The organism is Streptococcus oralis (assembly GCF_023109195.1).
Lineage (GTDB): Bacteria > Bacillota > Bacilli > Lactobacillales > Streptococcaceae > Streptococcus > Streptococcus oralis_BV.
In genome coordinates this window covers 33325-50154 of sequence record NZ_JALDUB010000002.1, presented here as the reverse complement: position 1 = coordinate 50154, position 16830 = coordinate 33325, and the positions used below count along the sequence as shown (strand labels likewise).

Below are 16830 nucleotides of genomic sequence, written 5' to 3'. Positions count from 1 at the left end.
TCTCCTCTTTCTAGCTATTCACCAAATGGGCATAAAAGCCATCCTGTGCAAGCAAGTCTGCATGGGTACCTTCTTCGACAATCTTGCCCTGATCCAAAACAACAACCTTCTCTGTCCGCTCAGCGATGGTCAAGCGATGGGCGATGAAAATCAAGGTCTTATCCAAAGCCATAAGATTATCCACGATTCGCTTCTCTGTCAAAATATCCAAACTGCTAGTCGCCTCGTCCAATATCAAAACAGGTGCATCCGTCAAGAGAGCACGCGCCAGAGCGATTCTCTGCCGTTGTCCACCAGAAATTCCAGCCCCATCCGAAGTTAATTCTGTCTGGTAATTCAGTGGCATGCGCTCAATATCCTCCCGAATCTCTGCTAATTCAACTGCCCGTAAGATATCTTCCTGAGTCGTTCCCTCCTTAGCTCCAAGGAGAAGATTCTCCAAAATCGTTCCGTTAAAGACATAGGGTTGTTGAGGCAGGTAGTTGATATACTGGCGCAAGGCCTTTTTATCAATCTGATTAAGATTGACACCACCTAGACTAATCTCTCCTTGACTAGGGTCATAGAAATTAACCATCATCTTGGCCAAGGTGGTTTTTCCTGACCCTGAAATCCCCACAAAAGCCACTTTAGAACCCTGCGGAATGGTAAAATTAATATCTGACAAGACGTCTCGACCATAGCCATACTTATAGTGAACCTGTTTAAAGGTCATATCCCCTTTCATCATGCTCAAATCTTCTACCGTTTTCTTCTCCTCAAACTCCGAAGCTACTAGATAAACCTCATTTAAGCGATTATTGGCAACCTGCGCTGTCTGAAGTTTGGTTTGTAGGTTAATGATATTTTCCAAAGGATTGGTAAAGTAAACAAGCAGGGTGTTATAAGTAATCAGCTGACCCAAACTCATTTTCCCATCCATAACAAGAATAGCTCCCAGCCAGAGAACGGCAACATTGAGCAGGAGCTGGGCAACTTTTTTCAGTGCCTTTTGCTGGCTTTCTGCCCGACTATAGGTAAAGGATTTTTTCAGATAAGCCACAAATTCCTTGTCAATCTTTTGATAGCGCGAACTTTCACTGGTCAACGACTTAATGGTCTCAATACCGTTGATGTCCTCGATGATAGAAGAAGACAGAACCGCATTAGCTTCCATGGTATCCCGATTCATCTTTTCAAACGGCTTCATAAAGGCAAAGATAATCACTGTATAGATGGGAAGCGCAAGCAGACTAATGAAAAAGAGCGTGATGTTCTGTGAAAATAGCACGAGCGAGATAATCAAAATCGTCGACACATCTAGGAAAATCGAAAGAATGGTCGAAGCTAGCGCGTCGATGATACTGTTGGCATCTGTAAAACGAGATACAATCTCTCCTGTCCTGCGTGTTGCAAAAAAGGACATTGGCAGGTGAAAAACATGCTTAATATAGGACAAAATCACATCGATAGACAGCCGTTGCCCCAGAACAAGTAAAAGATATTCCTGCGCATAAGACAAAATCTGCTGGAGGATATAGACGATGACCAACCCAATAGAGATGATGCCCAGCGTCGAGCGCATCTGGTCTGGCACGTAACTATCAATGATGGACTGAAGATAGTAGGAGCCCACGATATTGATCAAGGTTACCAAGAGTGTCGCTAGGACGATATTGGTAATTAAGCCACGCTGTTTGAATAAAATCGGCAAGAAGGATAGGAGACCCTGTTTCTTCTCCTTATGAGGTTTATAGCCCGGAGATGGCGCCATAAAAATACTGACCCCTGTCCACTCTTGCGCAAAACGCTCACGGGAAATCTTGGTCAGCTTGACACCAGGATCCGGATCAGCGATATGAATGTGCTTTTTATCCTGACCTATCACCACATAGTAGTGGAGCAACTTTCCTTCCTTGAGCACATGAGCCACAAAAGGAAAGGTCAAATCTGGCAGATCAAAGAGCGTCATATCCGCCTTGATAGCTCGCGTTTCAAAACCAATTTCCTGTGCCACCTTGACCAAGCCCAAAGCCGTCGTCCCATCCATGGTCGTCTTAGCTAGTTCTCTTAGATGAGCCAAGGAGTAATAACTACCGTAGTAACCAAAGATCATAGCCAAGGAAGCCACGCCACAATCCATCTGATCCACCTGGGGACGATAGTGCCTTTTCCCAAATTTCATATCCATCTCCTTTTTTCTAACAATCTCTTTAAAAATTTGTAAGATTATTTTAACCAAATAAGGATAAAAACAGGAAAATATTCCTAAATAAACTATTTTTGCACCTGAAACGCACTTTAAAAAGCATAAACTATCATTTAAATGTAAAAAAGCAGAACAAAAGTTCTGCCTGTTTAAAGTAACCGTTAAAAAATGAATGCCTAGAAATAAACTATTCTGAAATGATATTTCTATAAAGTAAGATAAATGTCATCAAGAATGATGAAATCTTAGGTATATCAAAATATTCAAACCACGTAGGTAGATTTATTTTGTTTATATTAGCCACGATTCTAATAAGTAATTAAGCCATCGAGCTAAATAATACAGTGGTCTTTGGCCAAGCTTTTTTGTAGTAATTGAACGACTTTCATCTCCAACTCCAATCTGATGTTCCATCAATTCCCAATCTTACTATCTGTTGTTTTGTACTTATATCCTCTATAAAACAAACTAAGCAGAATCGGATAGATCTCTGGATAAAACAAGGTGGAAAAACTCCGCCATTTACATGCACAAAATCCTTTCCATTCAAATTCATCATTTATAGTTTTGATTATTTTTCTTCAAATCCTTACAAAAAATACCAAAATAGCCTGCAGCAATCAAACCTATTAAACTCCATTGCCAATCAAAAGATACTAGCGAACCCGTACGAATTAGATGAAGCGTAAGATTAAGACCTATTCCTAACAAAGGAAGTATAGTGGCTAGCTTAGGTAACAATGTATTGAGATTTAGGTTACGACTCATAGTTAATTTCCTTCTATATTTAGATTAACGTCTACTTCCTAGATAACGCCCATACATATAAGCAGCTACTCCTAATACACCCCAAGCTATTGCTGTGGAAGTAGTGACAATGAAGCCTCCTTCAGTAAGAGCCAAATCTTCTTCTGTCATGATATCAAATTTTTTATCCATTTCTTTCATTTTTCTCTCTCCTTTTTAAATAATACTGGCTAATCCAATAGCTACTCCAACCAAAATCCCTACTATTCCTAAATTAGTTCTTATTTCATTGATAATAACTAAAAGATGACTATTCAATAGCAGTTGCCATACACTAAAAATAGTTCTCTTTAAACCTTGTCTTTAGCTAAATCCAAGTAACTCATCATCAAAATAAGGATCGGAACAACTAATTCTGTTTGGAAATATTTTTCAACATTAAAGGTGATTACATTTAAATCTCCCAATATGCAAAGCACTCCAAAAATAATTAGAACTGCTCCCATTACATTTTTTAGATTTTTCATACAAGTCTACTTTTATCCAAATTTACGTTTTAAATCTTGACCAATTAATCGACCACCAAGGAAAATTGCTACTCCTCCAGCAATCATGGCTATGGTAATTAAGCCACCTTCTGTATTCATCAATTCTTCTTCTGTCAATTCTGTCCATTTATTTAAATTCATTTTTTCTCTCCTTATTATTACATAAAATAGCCCCAAGCAATACCACCAATTAGTAAGACACCTCCTACAACTACAGCGGTAACCGAGCCCCCATCCACATCCATCAACTCTTCTTCTGTAAGAGCTACAAAGTTCTGTTCCATTTTGTCAAAGTTTGTCATCTTTCTTCTCCTCTATATTTTTCTATATATCTAATCTTTAACCTCTAAGCCACTTAAATAGCCAGATTGGGTAAATTACTGAAATCATTTTCTTCTCTCCTTTCTTTTCTTCTCACTTATCTATTCGAGAAGTAATTTAAAATGAACAGGTAAATTTCATTTATTTTAAATACCATTTGATCAACCATGGCAATAAGATTGGTAAATACATCGCGTAATCTCCTTCCCTTTTTCCTTACCTATCCATTCGAAAAACAATTCGAAAATAAACAACTTATTCATTTTTATTTTAAAAACCACTTAATGAACCACGGATAAAAACCAGTCACATACATAAATGTTCCTCCTTTTTCTTTCTCATCTCTTTATTCGCAATTTCTACTAAAAGTTTCTCTTTTTCTGCAAATAAAAAACAACATGACTTGCATGTTGCTTTTGGCTATTTTTTATCTTTAATAATCGCTACTACATCCGCTACACTTTGAAGTTGATCGATTTCCTCATCAGTGATTTCGATACCAAATTCATCTTCTAGTGTCAAGACAAACTCCATCAAATCCACTGAGTCCGCATCTAGATCGTCTTTCAAACTCAAAGCCTCTGTTACGGCAAAGTCTTCTCCCTGTCGCTCTTGGATAATGGTTACAATACGGTCAAAAATTTCTTTTTCTGTCATCTTTTTTATTCTCCTGAAAATTCACGCGCAGTTTGAGCAACTACGTCTGTTTCTAGCATGGTACGAATCTGACGAATCGTACTGTACACAGCCTTGGCATCACTTGAGCCATGAGTTTTTACAACTGGCGCCTTGACACCAAACAAAACTGCCCCTCCAACATCTGAATAGTTGAGCTGTGTCTTCAACCCCTTAAGACTATCCTTGAGAAGTAGAGCACCTAGCTTCGCTCGAAGGCCACCACCCGTAATAGCATTTTTAAGTAAGCCCATGATTCCCAAAGCTGTACCTTCGATGGATTTGAGAACAGCGTTTCCCGTGAAACCATCTGTTACGACAACATCCGCAACGCCATTCATCAGATCACGCGCTTCCACGTTTCCGACAAAGTTCAAACTTTCATCAGCTACTAACAAGTCGTATGTTTCCTTACGAAGCGGATCTCCCTTGCTGCTTTCTGTTCCATTGTTGAGCAAACCAACACGTGGTTTCGAAATCCCACGAACATTTTTCGCATAGAAGGAACCTAGGACAGCGTATTGGTGAAGATGATGGGCTGTATTTTCTGCATTGGCCCCAAGGTCTAGCATGTCAAACCCTTTTCCATCGATGGTCGGCAAGGTCGACATGAGTCCTGGACGATCGATATTTTTGATACGACCCACGATAAAGAATCCTGCAGCCAACAAGGCACCTGTGTTACCAGCAGAGAGGACAGCGTCTGCTTCTCCCTCTTTAACAGCCTTAGCTGCTAATACCATGCTGGCATTTTTCTTCTTACGGATAGCTTTCGTCGGCTCATCGTCTGAGTTGATTTTCTCATCCGTATGGATAATGCTGACACGCTCTGTCGCTGTTAGATATTGCTTGATCTTACTTTTATCTCCATAGAGTTGAACCTCAATATCTGAAAAGTCAGTAAGGGCTTGGTTGACACCCTCAACGATGGCTTGAGGTGCATAATCGCCCCCCATAGCATCTACTGCGATTTTTTTCATTTGTCTTCCTCTTTTAGTAATTGTCCCCAGTCTGCTAGGGAATCAATAAATTTCTTCGATTTTAGGTGAATCCCAACGTACTCTTCGTAGAGTTGATCCATAAATTGGCGTAAGTCTTGCTTGATTTCGGCCTTAAGCGAAATGGTCTCCAAGGTTTCAAAATTAATGGCTTGAAATTGATTGAGCAGATAAGGGATATTGGGATTTAGATGACAACGTCTCTCATCTTCATGATAATGGTCTGGACAGATGCAGGCTCCATATTTAAAAGAAAAGTCAAAGGCCTGACCGACCCGATGGCAAAAGACACACTCATTAAAATTAAGGCTGATTCCAAATCGAGTCAAGATTTGAATTTCAAAAATATTGGTTAAGACCTGATAATCTATCCCTGCTTCCATCAACTCCAGAGTCTTCCTCAAGAAAGCAAACAAGGGAGCATCCTGCTGATTATCCTGCAAACTAGCATCTGCAAGAGCTGCCACATAGGTAGCATAGGCCATGACAAAGAGATCACTATTAATCTTTGGAAAGGTCATCACCTCATGGTAGTCCTCGATGTAGCTAAGCCCATCATCATTGATGCGCAAGAGAAATCGTGCCAACACCAAAGGCTGAATAACAGGAGCTAGTTTGGACTGGCCAGCGTGTTTGACGAAAAACATACGCTTGCCCGCCTGCTCGGTAAAAATTTTGACTAGCTTGTCATCCTCACGAAAGTTACGATTGTAGAGTACGAGACCTTGACTCGTGATAGACTGAATCATGCTTCTCTCATGTACTCCTCAAGTCGTTTCATGGCCTCTCTGATCGTTTCCATGCTGGCTGCATAGGACAGACGCACATAGCCTTCTCCGTAACGTCCAAAGGCGGCACCAGGGATAAAGGCAACGGCCTTCTTATAGGCAAAATCCTTCAGAAAAGCAAAGGAGTCTTGATTGTAGCCCGCTGGAATCTTAGCAAAGATATAGAAGGCCCCATCTGGTTTGATAATCTCAAAACCAAGAGCAGTCATCTTTTCGATGATATAATCTCGACGCTGGATGTATTCCTTTTTCATAGGCTCTGCGTCGTTTTTACCAGCGGTCAAAGCCTCCACCGCAGCATGCTGAGCCATGGTATTTGCGGCAGTTACCAAGTACTGGTGACTCTTGATTAACTGAGCTGTGAAAGCTGCAGGAGCAAAGATAAAGCCTAAACGCCAACCAGTCATAGCATGCGATTTAGACAAGCCATTAATAATAATAGCCTGGTCTCTCAGCATAGTTCCCAGAGATACATGGGCTTCGCCTGTATAGTTTAATTCTGAGTAAACCTCATCACAGACAACAAAAATCTCATACTTGCGTAAAACGTCTGCCAAGGCTTCCAACTGCTCCCGACTATAGGTAATTCCTGTCGGATTGGCTGGATAGTTGAGAATAACTGCTTTGAGCTTGTCCCCTTGCTCCAAAATGGCCTTTTCCAACATCTCAGGAGTCAAGACAAAACCATTTTCAGTTGTATCAATCTCGACAATCTCTGCCCCAACCAGATTGACAATCGGTTCATAGCCTGGATAGGCAGGAGCTGGCAAGAGCACCTTGTCCCCCTCTTCCAAAATAGCCGTCAAAGTAGCAGATAAAGCCTCTGTCGCCCCAATTGTAACCAAAATTTCATTTTCAGGATTATAATCTAGCTGGTATTTTTCTTTTACAAAGTCGCTAGCAGCCTGGCGCAAGGTCAGTAAACCGCTCATCCCTGTATAGTAGGATTGGTTCTGGTCAATGGCTCGCTTGGCTGCCTCCTTGATATGATCTGGCGTTGTAAAATCAGGTTCCCCCAAGGTCAAACGCAAGACCCCAGGAATCTCTGAAATTGCCTGGTCAAACTGGCGAATCAAGGAAACTTGAATCTTGTCTAACTGTTTATTAAAGCGTTTGGTTAAGTCCATAGATATCCCCCTTGCTTACAGAACATAGTACTATTATACTACAAAAGCTCCCTGACCGCAAAATCCATCTGAAACCCGCATTTTTCACTTTCTGTTTTACTTTTCTTCTCGACAGGACTATAATAATAAGTGCTTATTTTCGGAGGTTTATATGTCATTTTTATCAAAAAATGGAGCAGGAATCTTGGCCTGCCTTCTCATTTCTATCGTATCTTGGTGCCTGGGAGGATTTTTCCCCGTCGTGGGTGCACCTGTCTTTGCAATTTTTGCTGGAATGCTCCTCCACCCCTGGCTCTCACCTTACAAACAACTAGACGCAGGTTTGACCTTTAGTTCCAAGAAATTACTCCAGTATGCCGTTATCTTACTCGGTTTTGGTCTCAATATCTCGCAAGTCTTTGCAGTTGGACAAACTTCACTCCCCGTCATCCTTTCCACCATTTCGATTTCCTTAATCGTTGCCTACCTCTTCCAGCGTTTCTTTGCGCTAGACACGAAACTGGCTACCTTGATTGGAGTGGGTTCTTCTATCTGTGGTGGTTCTGCCATTGCTGCAACAGCACCCGTTATCCATGCCAAGGAAAAAGAAGTCGCCCAAGCCATCTCCGTTATCTTTTTCTTCAATGTCTTAGCAGCACTTATCTTTCCAACGCTAGGAACCTGGCTTCACCTATCCAATGAAGGTTTTGCCCTCTTTGCAGGAACTGCAGTCAACGATACTTCTTCTGTAACGGCTACCGCCAGTGCCTGGGACAGTCTTTACCAAACCAATACCCTTGAGTCTGCAACCATTGTTAAACTCACACGAACTCTGGCTATTATCCCCATCACGCTCTTTCTCTCCTACTGGCAAAGTCGCCAACAAAAAAATAGCCAGGGTTTCCAACTAAAAAAAGTCTTCCCACTTTTTATCCTTTATTTCATCCTAGCCTCTCTCTTAACGACTCTTCTCACCTCTCTCGGCGTGTCTAGTAGCTTCTTCACCCCTCTCAAACAACTCTCCAAATTCCTTATCATCATGGCCATGAGTGCCATCGGTCTCAAAACCAATCTAGTAGCCATGGTCAAATCCAGCGGTAAATCCATTCTTCTTGGAGCCCTTTGCTGGATTGCCATCATCCTTACCAGTCTTGGCATGCAAGCATTGATTGGTACTTTATAATACAAAAAGGTAGCCAGTAGGCTACCTTTTTATTGCTCAAGAATTAAGCGAGTATGTTCTCTCTTAATACAGCGATTCATCACGATGTCATCGCATCCTCCAGCACGTAAGATTTCTTCCGCTTCTAGATTTTCAAGTCCTAATTGCGCCCAGAAAATCTTGGCATCTGCCTTGAGAAAATCACGCGCCACATCTGGTAAAAACTCGCTCCGTCGGTATACATTGACAATGTCCACAGGAAAAGGAATCTCAGCTAGACTCGCATAAGCCTTCTCTCCCAAAATTTCCCCACCTGCAGCCTTGGGATTGACTGGAATGATTTTATAGCCCCGAGCCTGCATTTCCTTAGTCACTCGATTGCTAGTTGTTTCTTCACGATCGGACAAGCCTACTACCGCTAACGTTTTACTGGTTGCAAGATACTGACGTACCACACCATCACTTGGATTGATAAATTCTTGACTCATAGAAATCCTCCTTTTTTCTCAGTATAGCATATTTTGAAAAGGCTTGCAGATTTTGACTATAAAAATCTCCTAGCAAGAAAAGAAACCTGCTAGGAGTTCTGTCTACTTCAAGTGAAAGATTAAATCTTTTTCTCAATACAAAATAGAGGAGAAAGAGGACGTTTTTCGTGGATACGGATAATAGCATCGCCTAGAAGATGAGCAATCGAAATTTGTTCAATCTTATCAATCAAACGCTCTTCTGGTAGGTAGATGGTATCCAAAACAACCAATTTCTTAATAGCTGATTTTTGGATATTGTCCATAGCTGGCCCTGAAAGAACTGGGTGCGTACAGCTTGCATAAACTTCAACAGCACCTGCTTCAGCAAGAGCATCCGCCGCATGACAAATAGTTCCAGCTGTATCGATCATATCGTCAATCAAGATACAAGTCTTACCTTCTACCTTACCAATGATGTTCATAACTTCACTGGTATTCATCTTGTCTACACTACGGCGTTTGTCAATAATCGCAATCGGAGTTTTCAAAAACTCTGCCAATTTACGAGCACGAGTCACCCCACCATGGTCTGGGCTGACAACCACGTAGTCAGAGCCAACCATGCCACGACGTTCAAAGTAGTCCGCAATCAATGGAGCACCCATCAAGTGATCTACAGGAATATCAAAGAATCCCTGAATCTGTGCAGCGTGCAAATCAATCGTCAACAAACGATCCACTCCAGCAACTTCTAGCATGTTTGCAACGAGTTTTGCTGTGATTGGCTCACGCGCGCGCGCTTTTCTATCCTGACGTGCATAGCCATAGTAAGGCATAACAACATTGACAGATTCTGCACTGGCGCGCTTCAATGCGTCCACCATAATCAAAATTTCAAGTAAATTATCATTTACAGGTGAACTAGTTGATTGTAGGATAAAGACGTGTTTTCCACGGATTGATTCTTCAATGTTGACCTGAATCTCCCCATCTGAAAATTGGCGAACAGTCGATTTCCCCAACTCTATCCCAATTTCTTGCGCCACACGCTCTGCCAATTCTCTATTAGAAGAAAGGGCAAACAGCTTTAAATCAGAAAAAGACATGATTTCCTCCGGTATTTATGTATCACTTGTTTTTACACAACATTTTCCATCTACCATTGTAGCGCTTTTTCCTTTATTTTTCAATCAAAAATAAAACAAGAGTAAACATTTATACCCTTGTTTTATGCTATTTTATATTAGCTATATTAAAACTAAAAATTCTACATTTTAACAATCGATTTTATGCTAGGGTGAGATTTTTTCGAGACAAAGTTAGTATACTTCTCTCATACTTCCTGTATCCACATCATAGACAGCACCTGAAATAACCACATCATCAGGAATCAGTGGAGACTCTCTAAGCAATTGCATATCCTCTCTCACACTCTCTTCAACATCCTGGAATGGTAAAAAATCTTGATTAGATACATCAACTCCGAGCTCGTGTTTCAAATATTCATGAAAACTTTCATTTTGAAAGGTTTGAGCTCCACAGTCTGTATGGTGAAGCACCACGATTTCTCTTGTCCCCATTTGTTGCTGGGAAATCACCAGTGAACGAATCATGTCCTCAGTTACTCGACCACCCGCATTCCGCAAGATATGAGCATCCCCAAGGGCCAAACCTAGAGCTTGCGCAACGTGTAGACGTGAGTCCATACAGGTCACGATAGCTACTCTGGTTTTGGGTTTAAGTGGCAGATTTAACTGCCCATGTAGGGCAACATAAGCCTGATTGGCTTGCATAAACTGTTCAAAATACGACACGATTCCCTCCTCAAAAATTTGATAATCAAATATTTCTCCTATCTTATCATTTTTAAGAGGATTTGTCACGGATTATGCAAAGACCTTTTTCAAAACTTCCTGAATAGTCGTCACACCAATGACTTCAATTTCCTTGGGTGGAGTGATTCCTGTCAAGGAATTCTTGGGTACATAAATCTTGGTAAAGCCCAATTTTTCCGCTTCATTGATGCGTTGTTCGATGCGATTCACGCGCCGAATTTCTCCGGTCAAGCCCAGTTCACCCACAAAACATTCCTGAGGATTGGTAGGCTTGTCCTTGTAACTAGAGGCAATAGCCACTGCAACAGCCAAGTCAATGGCAGGCTCATCCAATTTTACACCACCAGCAGATTTGAGATAGGCATCCTGGTTTTGCAAGAGAAGCCCTGCTCGTTTTTCCAAAACAGCCATAATCAGACTTGCACGATTGAAATCAAGTCCAGTCGTCGTACGTTTAGCATTTCCAAACATGGTTGGTGTTACCAAAGCCTGAACCTCCGCCAAAATCGGACGGGTCCCTTCCATGGTCACAACGATTGACGAGCCAGTAGCCCCATCCAAACGCTCCTCTAGGAAAACTTGACTCGGATTGAGTACCTCAACCAATCCGCCCGACTGCATCTCAAAAATCCCAATCTCATTAGTGGACCCAAAACGGTTTTTGACCGCTCGTAAGATTCGGAAGGTATGGTGGCGTTCCCCTTCAAAGTAAAGCACCGTATCCACCATATGCTCCAGCATACGCGGACCTGCCAAGGTTCCTTCCTTAGTCACATGTCCTACGATAAAGATAGCAATGTTATTGGTCTTAGCCAGCTGCATAAGCTCAGCGGTCACCTCACGCACCTGAGACACAGACCCTTGCACCCCTGAAATCTCAGGAGACATAATCGTCTGGATAGAGTCGATGATGAGAAAATCTGGTTGGATGCGCTCCACCTCAGATCGAACACTCTGCATATTGGTCTCTGCATAGAGATAAAACTCACTATCAATATCCCCCAAGCGCTCTGCACGGAGTTTAATCTGCTGGGCAGACTCTTCCCCACTGACATAGAGAACAGTCCCTACTTGGGACAGCTGAGTTGAAACTTGTAGGAGAAGGGTTGATTTCCCAATCCCAGGATCCCCACCGATGAGGACGAGACTTCCTGGTACCACTCCGCCTCCAAGCACACGGTTGAATTCCTCCATCTCCGTCTTGGTTCGATTGACATTGATGGAAGTCACCTCAGCCAGTTTCATGGGCTTGGTTTTCTCACCTGTCAAGGACACACGCGCATTCTTGACCTCGGCAACCTCAACCTCTTCTACAAAAGAAGACCAAGCTCCACAGTTTGGACAGCGCCCTAGATATTTTGGGGAATTATACCCACAATTTTGACATACAAATGTCGCTTTTTTCTTTGCGATAATTCTAATCCTCTCATTTTAAAATTTCTTGTTTTTCACGCTATCAACTATCTTTCTTTAAAACAGTCAATCCGCCATCATCTGCATAAGCATAATACTCTCCATCCGGACTAAAACCAAAAATATACGGTAAATAACCTTTATAAATTTGTACCCTAGTTTCTTTATCCTTTTCCCAAAAAATGGTTAAAATCGGATACTTCCCAGATTGATCTTTTTCCATTGTCACTCGGATATCTTCCCCATTGTCCAAAGGGAGACTTCCACCATATTGTCCCGCAATAGAAATGGGAGAATCACAGCCCTCATACATGGCTACTAATTCCGTCTCATCATAATCCCCATCTACAGGAGTTACCTGATCATTTTCACAGTCAATTATTGACATATATTCTGAAGAAATACAAAGAATTTTATAATAGGCTTCCGGAAGAAAAGCTAAGTAAAGAAATCCTCCAATATTGATATTATAGACTTTCTTATACCCTTGACAATTCTCAGCGGTAAAAGCTTGAAAATCTCTATAGCTCATTTCATTTTACTTCTTTCTATATCTCTATCTCACACTCGATCACTTGGCAAAAATCAATCTTCTCGTCTGGTACAAATTGGCGCATGAGCATTCCGTGAGTTACAATGATAATAGTTTTATAATTTTTATATTTTTCCAAAGCTTTTAAAAAACGATGACGCATCTCTAGATCTGTTTCATAGCGATAAGGAGAATCTTCAGATAAACCTCCTTGATGTTTTAGATAATATTCATGAGCTACCAATACACTAGTTAAATCAGAGTTAGTGCCATCTAAGTCTGGACGCCACTCATGAAAAAACGGCTCCACAAATAAGTCCAATCCTGTTTCAACTGCTATATAATGGGCTGTTTCTAAAGCCCTCGTCACAGACGATGAAATAATAATCTCTGCCTTTCCAAAACATGTAGTTTTAGCAACTTCTTTTGCCAGACTGCGACCTTTTCCTGTCAATGGTGCTAAATCACGACCAAAACCACTATATAGTTGCGAATTTTCAAGTTTATCAAGCATACTATAATCTGGTTCCCCGTGACGTACAAAGATAATCTTCATCTTAGTGTCCAGTCGATCCAAATCCACCAGTCCGCACGCCAGCTGCTTCATCTCCATCCGCGATTAAAAATGGTGCAAAGACAGCCTGAACTACACGTTCTCCAACTTCAAGAACAACTTCTTGATCTGTGATATTCTTCATCTGAGCAAAGATATGCCCCTCATTCCCAGGATTACCATAATAGTCTCCATCAATAACGCCAACAGAGTTGATCAAGACCAAACCTTTTTTACGAGGATTTGATGAACGGTCATAAAGATAGAGCACCTCAGTCGGCTGCATATAAGCCTTAACACCCGTTGGGACGAGAACAATCTCTCCTGGAGCGATAACCGTACGCACCGCAACCTTTAAGTCGTAGCCAGCTGCATGCGCTGTCTCACGTTTAGGTAACAAAGTTTCATCTGTAAAACTAGAAACTAATTCAAAACCACGAATTTTCATATTATTCCTCTTTTTAATTTAATCTTTTATTCTAGGCTATTTTATCTTATTTATTCGAAAAAAGCACGAAAAAAGAGCACACAATTCACATCGCTTAGGGCTGCTGGATTCCTCCCCTGACCCGCTTCACGCAGAACTGTTGCTCCACTAGTTATTATACCACATTCCCCTCTATTTTTAAAGAGAAATTATTTTTTCCGTCGATTTCGGAAAAAGTCCTGCATAATCGCTGCACAGTCATCTTCCAAAATTCCCGTTTCTACCTCTACACGATGATTGAGACGCTCATCTGTCAAAATGTCGTACAAGCTCCCAGCTGCACCAAATTTCTGGTTTTTAGCCCCGTAAACTACGTTTGGAATACGGGCAAGCCCAATCGCACCACTACACATAACACAAGGCTCAATGGTCACAAAAAGCGTACAATCAAGCAGTCGCCAACTCTCTTCACTCACATTCGCATTCTCTATAGCCATGATTTCTGCATGCATGACCGCCCGTTGCAACTCCTCGCGCGCATTATGCCCCCTACCAATGATTTCTCCATCCTTGACAATCACACAACCAATTGGAATTTCATCGTGTTCTAAGGCAATCTCAGCCTCTCTCAAAGCCTCTCTCATAAAGGCTTCTTTTTCTTCAACTGTATAATTCATCGTTCTTCTCTTTTCCTACTTGTCGATTTTATTATTATATCATGATTCTCAACACAAAAAAAGCCACCGAATTCGGTGACTTAATAGGGAGATTATTATGAAAAAGGTAAAATAAAATCTTATTAAATCAATGCTTTTGGAGGGTGTCCCCTCCAACTCCCCGACCTCTGGACAAGGTCTATTTTTTTTGAAAAAATTTAAAAAAACTTCATCAAAACGCTTGACTTTCTCGGTGTACCGTGATATAATATAATCAAGATAAGGAAAGGAGGTGAGGAAGTTGAACAAAGAAGATTGGCTTAGGTTACTTGAAAAGGCGATAGATAATATCCCTGAAACGGTAACTGCTATAGCAAGTCTGGTGACTGCAATAACAGTCGCAAGGCAAAACAAAAAGCGTAAACCCGAATCCCGCAAAAGAAAAAGGTAAACGCTAAGAGGTGGGGGCGAAAGCCCCTCACACCTCTATTTTATCAAATGAAAAGAGGAAAAGCAATGGTTAGTGCAATAGCTATTTTTATAATTGCAGTCAATGTATATATTTATCTAAAAAATAAAAAGGACAAATAAGTATGAGAAAAATTATTCAAGAATTATTAGACAGCCCGATGTCTACATCTGCTATTTCGCAAGGCGCTGGAGTTCCTTGGACTACTGTTTCTGACCTCCGAAAAGGAAAAACAAGCATGGACAAAATGGCGCTTCTAACGGCAGAAAAGCTCTATGAATTTGCTACAGCTGATAAGCAGTGATTTCGGTCACTGCTTTATTTATATCCATATTCGTTTTCTGCTTCACGGCGCATTTTCGTAGCTTCTTCAAGAGATGAGGTGCTGCCTAAATACTTTGGCTTCTTATCAACATTGATGAATACTTGATATCTCTTCTTCCTCTTATTAAAATAGACACCTCGAACACCAGTACTACTCCTAACGGTTGGTTTCGTGGATTTTCGACTCTCTGGATTTCGAATAGAGTCCATATAGCCCTTAGATGCTCCACGTCTGCATCCACAAGAGGTCTGATGGCTGATTAGATTATTATTGAGAATCACACTCTGACCACAATGCTTGCAGATACAATTCCACCATACGCGCTGATTCTTAGAATATGCTCTGTCAATAATCTTGAAGTTATACGTTTCGGTTCCTGAAAGGTCTTTGAACCGCTCACGCTTCTTCTCGTCATTAAGGCATCCACAAGATTTAGTTAGACCGTTTTTTAATCTATATCTGAGGGCGTGATATAGATTACCACAATCGCATTGACAGAGCCATTTAATTTCTCCTTTAGAAGACCTCGTCCCGTCATCTTCTATGACGACAAGACGATTAAACCTCTGCCCAATTATGTCCTCTCTCATCGAATATTCTCCAAGTTCTTCTCAATCCATTCAAGTCGATTTTGACGCCCTGCAGGAATCGGTCTTGGGTCACGAGAATAGTTCTTGAATCGCATTTGAAGCATATATGACCCATCTCCTAGACTGGTACTCTCTAAGGCTACTTTCAAATAAGCGCTACATATCCAATTCCCATCAGCAGTATATATGCGGCCTGCACCACCAACGATGTCCTCTCTACTATCCTTAAGCCATTTTAGAAGTTGTTGTTTCTTGAACTGGTCATAGTAAGCGTGAAATGTCATGTTCATTTTAAGAGAATTATTTAGATAGTAGTTATTTTGAGCCTTGCCAATCATAGCCAATTCAAAATCTTCAAATAAGCGATCAAGCATTGCATTCACTCTTGCAGCGCCCATCTTCTCAATAGATGTCTCACCACTCTTAAATCTCTGCCAGTTAGCATCAGTGAACTTGATACCTGGTAACTTATAGAAATCATTTTCATATCGGAAGTATCGTCCTACATATTCCAAAATTAGATCTTTGATGTCGTTGTTAATTTCCATTTTATTTTTCTCCTTTGATTTTAAATTAAGCAAGTACGCTCTTTGGATACCATTTAGTAGATGTTCCGTAAGGTGTTACGATTTCAAGTTTAACTGCTTTTTCAGTTTCTTCAAGCAATTCATTGATGCTAATTGCACTAACAGACATGAAGGCTAAATCCTTCTTGTTGCGTCCGTAAAATTCTTTTTCAGCGAACCATTTCTTAACTCCTTGGAACTTCACATTTGAAGAATGGAAGAAATAGAAATCATCAGCCATATTTTGACGCTTAACTACTTTCCAAGACAATTTCAAAGCTTCTGAGAATGTTACATCGTTCTTTTCGTTTTTGAAGATTTTCCATGCTAGTGTCATAACTTGTGATTTCATTTTGATTTTCTCCTTCATTTATCTTACAAGTATATTATATATCTTGTAAGATAGTTTGTCAACAAAAAACACAAAGAAATTTAAAGTTTTTTTATTTTAGAAAGTACTT

The 16830-nt window shown here is 40.8% G+C and carries 23 protein-coding genes and 1 other RNA gene; 3 read left to right on the top strand and 21 right to left on the bottom strand.

What is annotated here, in order from left to right; genetic code table 11:
• Window positions 1–10 precede the first annotated feature (10 nt).
• From comA to M1F65_RS07645, 10 genes are all read right to left on the bottom strand, one after another.
• Window positions 11–2164 (bottom strand): peptide cleavage/export ABC transporter, encoded by a 2154-nt coding sequence (comA, locus tag M1F65_RS07690; protein WP_247925744.1) that lies wholly within the window; start codon window positions 2162–2164, stop codon window positions 11–13.
• Between the two features lie 579 nt (window positions 2165–2743).
• A complete protein-coding gene (locus tag M1F65_RS07685) occupies window positions 2744–2956 on the bottom strand; it encodes a hypothetical protein (RefSeq protein ID WP_042901919.1) in 213 nt (70 codons plus the stop codon).
• Between the two features lie 24 nt (window positions 2957–2980).
• Window positions 2981–3136, bottom strand: a complete 156-nt coding sequence (locus M1F65_RS07680; protein ID WP_000661692.1) for a hypothetical protein — start codon at window positions 3134–3136, stop codon at window positions 2981–2983.
• A gap of 149 nt (window positions 3137–3285) precedes the next feature.
• Window positions 3286–3462 carry a hypothetical protein gene (locus tag M1F65_RS07675; RefSeq protein ID WP_000793177.1) on the bottom strand — a complete coding sequence of 59 codons (177 nt, stop codon included), beginning with the start codon at window positions 3460–3462 and terminating at the stop codon, window positions 3286–3288.
• A gap of 12 nt (window positions 3463–3474) precedes the next feature.
• Window positions 3475–3624, bottom strand: a complete 150-nt coding sequence (locus M1F65_RS07670; protein ID WP_001052546.1) for a class IIb bacteriocin, lactobin A/cerein 7B family — start codon at window positions 3622–3624, stop codon at window positions 3475–3477.
• A gap of 17 nt (window positions 3625–3641) precedes the next feature.
• Window positions 3642–3785 (bottom strand): class IIb bacteriocin, lactobin A/cerein 7B family, encoded by a 144-nt coding sequence (locus M1F65_RS07665; protein WP_042901918.1) that lies wholly within the window; start codon window positions 3783–3785, stop codon window positions 3642–3644.
• 439 nt (window positions 3786–4224) lie between these two features.
• Entirely contained in the window at window positions 4225–4461 is a 237-nt protein-coding gene (locus tag M1F65_RS07660; RefSeq protein ID WP_000136435.1) for an acyl carrier protein, read from the bottom strand.
• Window positions 4462–4466: 5 nt separating this feature from the next.
• A complete protein-coding gene (plsX, locus tag M1F65_RS07655; protein ID WP_042901917.1) occupies window positions 4467–5459 on the bottom strand; it encodes a phosphate acyltransferase PlsX in 993 nt (330 codons plus the stop codon).
• Window positions 5456–6226, bottom strand: a complete 771-nt coding sequence (gene recO, locus M1F65_RS07650) for a DNA repair protein RecO (protein ID WP_247925743.1) — start codon at window positions 6224–6226, stop codon at window positions 5456–5458. Before recO ends, plsX begins: the two co-directional genes overlap by 4 nt.
• A complete protein-coding gene (locus tag M1F65_RS07645) occupies window positions 6223–7392 on the bottom strand; it encodes a pyridoxal phosphate-dependent aminotransferase (protein WP_247925742.1) in 1170 nt (389 codons plus the stop codon). Before M1F65_RS07645 ends, recO begins: the two co-directional genes overlap by 4 nt.
• 151 nt (window positions 7393–7543) lie before the next feature.
• On the opposite strand from M1F65_RS07645, the gene M1F65_RS07640 reads away from it, so the two are divergent.
• The gene (locus M1F65_RS07640) at window positions 7544–8554 is read left to right on the top strand and encodes a YeiH family protein (RefSeq protein ID WP_247925741.1); all 1011 of its coding nucleotides are present in this window, start codon (window positions 7544–7546) and stop codon (window positions 8552–8554) included.
• A 29-nt stretch (window positions 8555–8583) separates the two neighbouring features.
• On the opposite strand, the gene M1F65_RS07635 is transcribed toward M1F65_RS07640, so the two are convergent.
• From M1F65_RS07635 to tadA, 9 genes are all read right to left on the bottom strand, one after another.
• The gene (locus M1F65_RS07635) at window positions 8584–9021 is read right to left on the bottom strand and encodes a CoA-binding protein (RefSeq protein WP_000076504.1); all 438 of its coding nucleotides are present in this window, start codon (window positions 9019–9021) and stop codon (window positions 8584–8586) included.
• A gap of 119 nt (window positions 9022–9140) precedes the next feature.
• Window positions 9141–10109 carry a ribose-phosphate diphosphokinase gene (locus M1F65_RS07630; RefSeq protein ID WP_000010174.1) on the bottom strand — a complete coding sequence of 323 codons (969 nt, stop codon included), beginning with the start codon at window positions 10107–10109 and terminating at the stop codon, window positions 9141–9143.
• A gap of 213 nt (window positions 10110–10322) precedes the next feature.
• Entirely contained in the window at window positions 10323–10817 is a 495-nt protein-coding gene (locus tag M1F65_RS07625) for a beta-class carbonic anhydrase (protein WP_025171793.1), read from the bottom strand.
• Between the two features lie 72 nt (window positions 10818–10889).
• On the bottom strand, window positions 10890–12254 hold the full coding sequence (gene radA / locus M1F65_RS07620; protein WP_180830322.1) for a DNA repair protein RadA: 1365 nt from the start codon (window positions 12252–12254) through the stop codon (window positions 10890–10892).
• 40 nt (window positions 12255–12294) lie between these two features.
• Window positions 12295–12783: a hypothetical protein gene (locus M1F65_RS07615; protein ID WP_247925740.1), complete on the bottom strand. Its 489-nt coding sequence runs from the start codon at window positions 12781–12783 to the stop codon at window positions 12295–12297.
• Between the two features lie 16 nt (window positions 12784–12799).
• Window positions 12800–13339 carry a histidine phosphatase family protein gene (locus tag M1F65_RS07610; protein WP_000691252.1) on the bottom strand — a complete coding sequence of 180 codons (540 nt, stop codon included), beginning with the start codon at window positions 13337–13339 and terminating at the stop codon, window positions 12800–12802.
• 1 nt (window position 13340) lies between these two features.
• The gene (locus tag M1F65_RS07605; RefSeq protein WP_000701998.1) at window positions 13341–13784 is read right to left on the bottom strand and encodes a dUTP diphosphatase; all 444 of its coding nucleotides are present in this window, start codon (window positions 13782–13784) and stop codon (window positions 13341–13343) included.
• 58 nt (window positions 13785–13842) lie between these two features.
• An RNA gene (gene ffs, locus M1F65_RS07600) (signal recognition particle sRNA small type) lies at window positions 13843–13940 on the bottom strand.
• Between the two features lie 32 nt (window positions 13941–13972).
• Window positions 13973–14440 (bottom strand): tRNA adenosine(34) deaminase TadA, encoded by a 468-nt coding sequence (gene tadA / locus M1F65_RS07595; RefSeq protein ID WP_001110101.1) that lies wholly within the window; start codon window positions 14438–14440, stop codon window positions 13973–13975.
• Between the two features lie 280 nt (window positions 14441–14720).
• Here tadA and M1F65_RS07590 point away from each other — a divergent pair, with 280 nt between their 5' ends.
• A complete protein-coding gene (locus tag M1F65_RS07590) occupies window positions 14721–14870 on the top strand; it encodes a hypothetical protein (RefSeq protein ID WP_173390505.1) in 150 nt (49 codons plus the stop codon).
• 142 nt (window positions 14871–15012) lie between these two features.
• Window positions 15013–15192: a helix-turn-helix domain-containing protein gene (locus tag M1F65_RS07585; RefSeq protein ID WP_084881505.1), complete on the top strand. Its 180-nt coding sequence runs from the start codon at window positions 15013–15015 to the stop codon at window positions 15190–15192.
• Between the two features lie 607 nt (window positions 15193–15799).
• On the opposite strand, the gene acrIIA6 is transcribed toward M1F65_RS07585, so the two are convergent.
• Together acrIIA6 and M1F65_RS07575 are read right to left on the bottom strand one after the other, a co-directional pair.
• Window positions 15800–16351, bottom strand: coding sequence for an anti-CRISPR protein AcrIIA6 (acrIIA6, locus tag M1F65_RS07580; protein ID WP_247925739.1), 552 nt, complete (start codon window positions 16349–16351; stop codon window positions 15800–15802).
• Between the two features lie 25 nt (window positions 16352–16376).
• Window positions 16377–16721 carry a hypothetical protein gene (locus M1F65_RS07575; RefSeq protein WP_247925738.1) on the bottom strand — a complete coding sequence of 115 codons (345 nt, stop codon included), beginning with the start codon at window positions 16719–16721 and terminating at the stop codon, window positions 16377–16379.
• Window positions 16722–16830 lie beyond the last annotated feature (109 nt).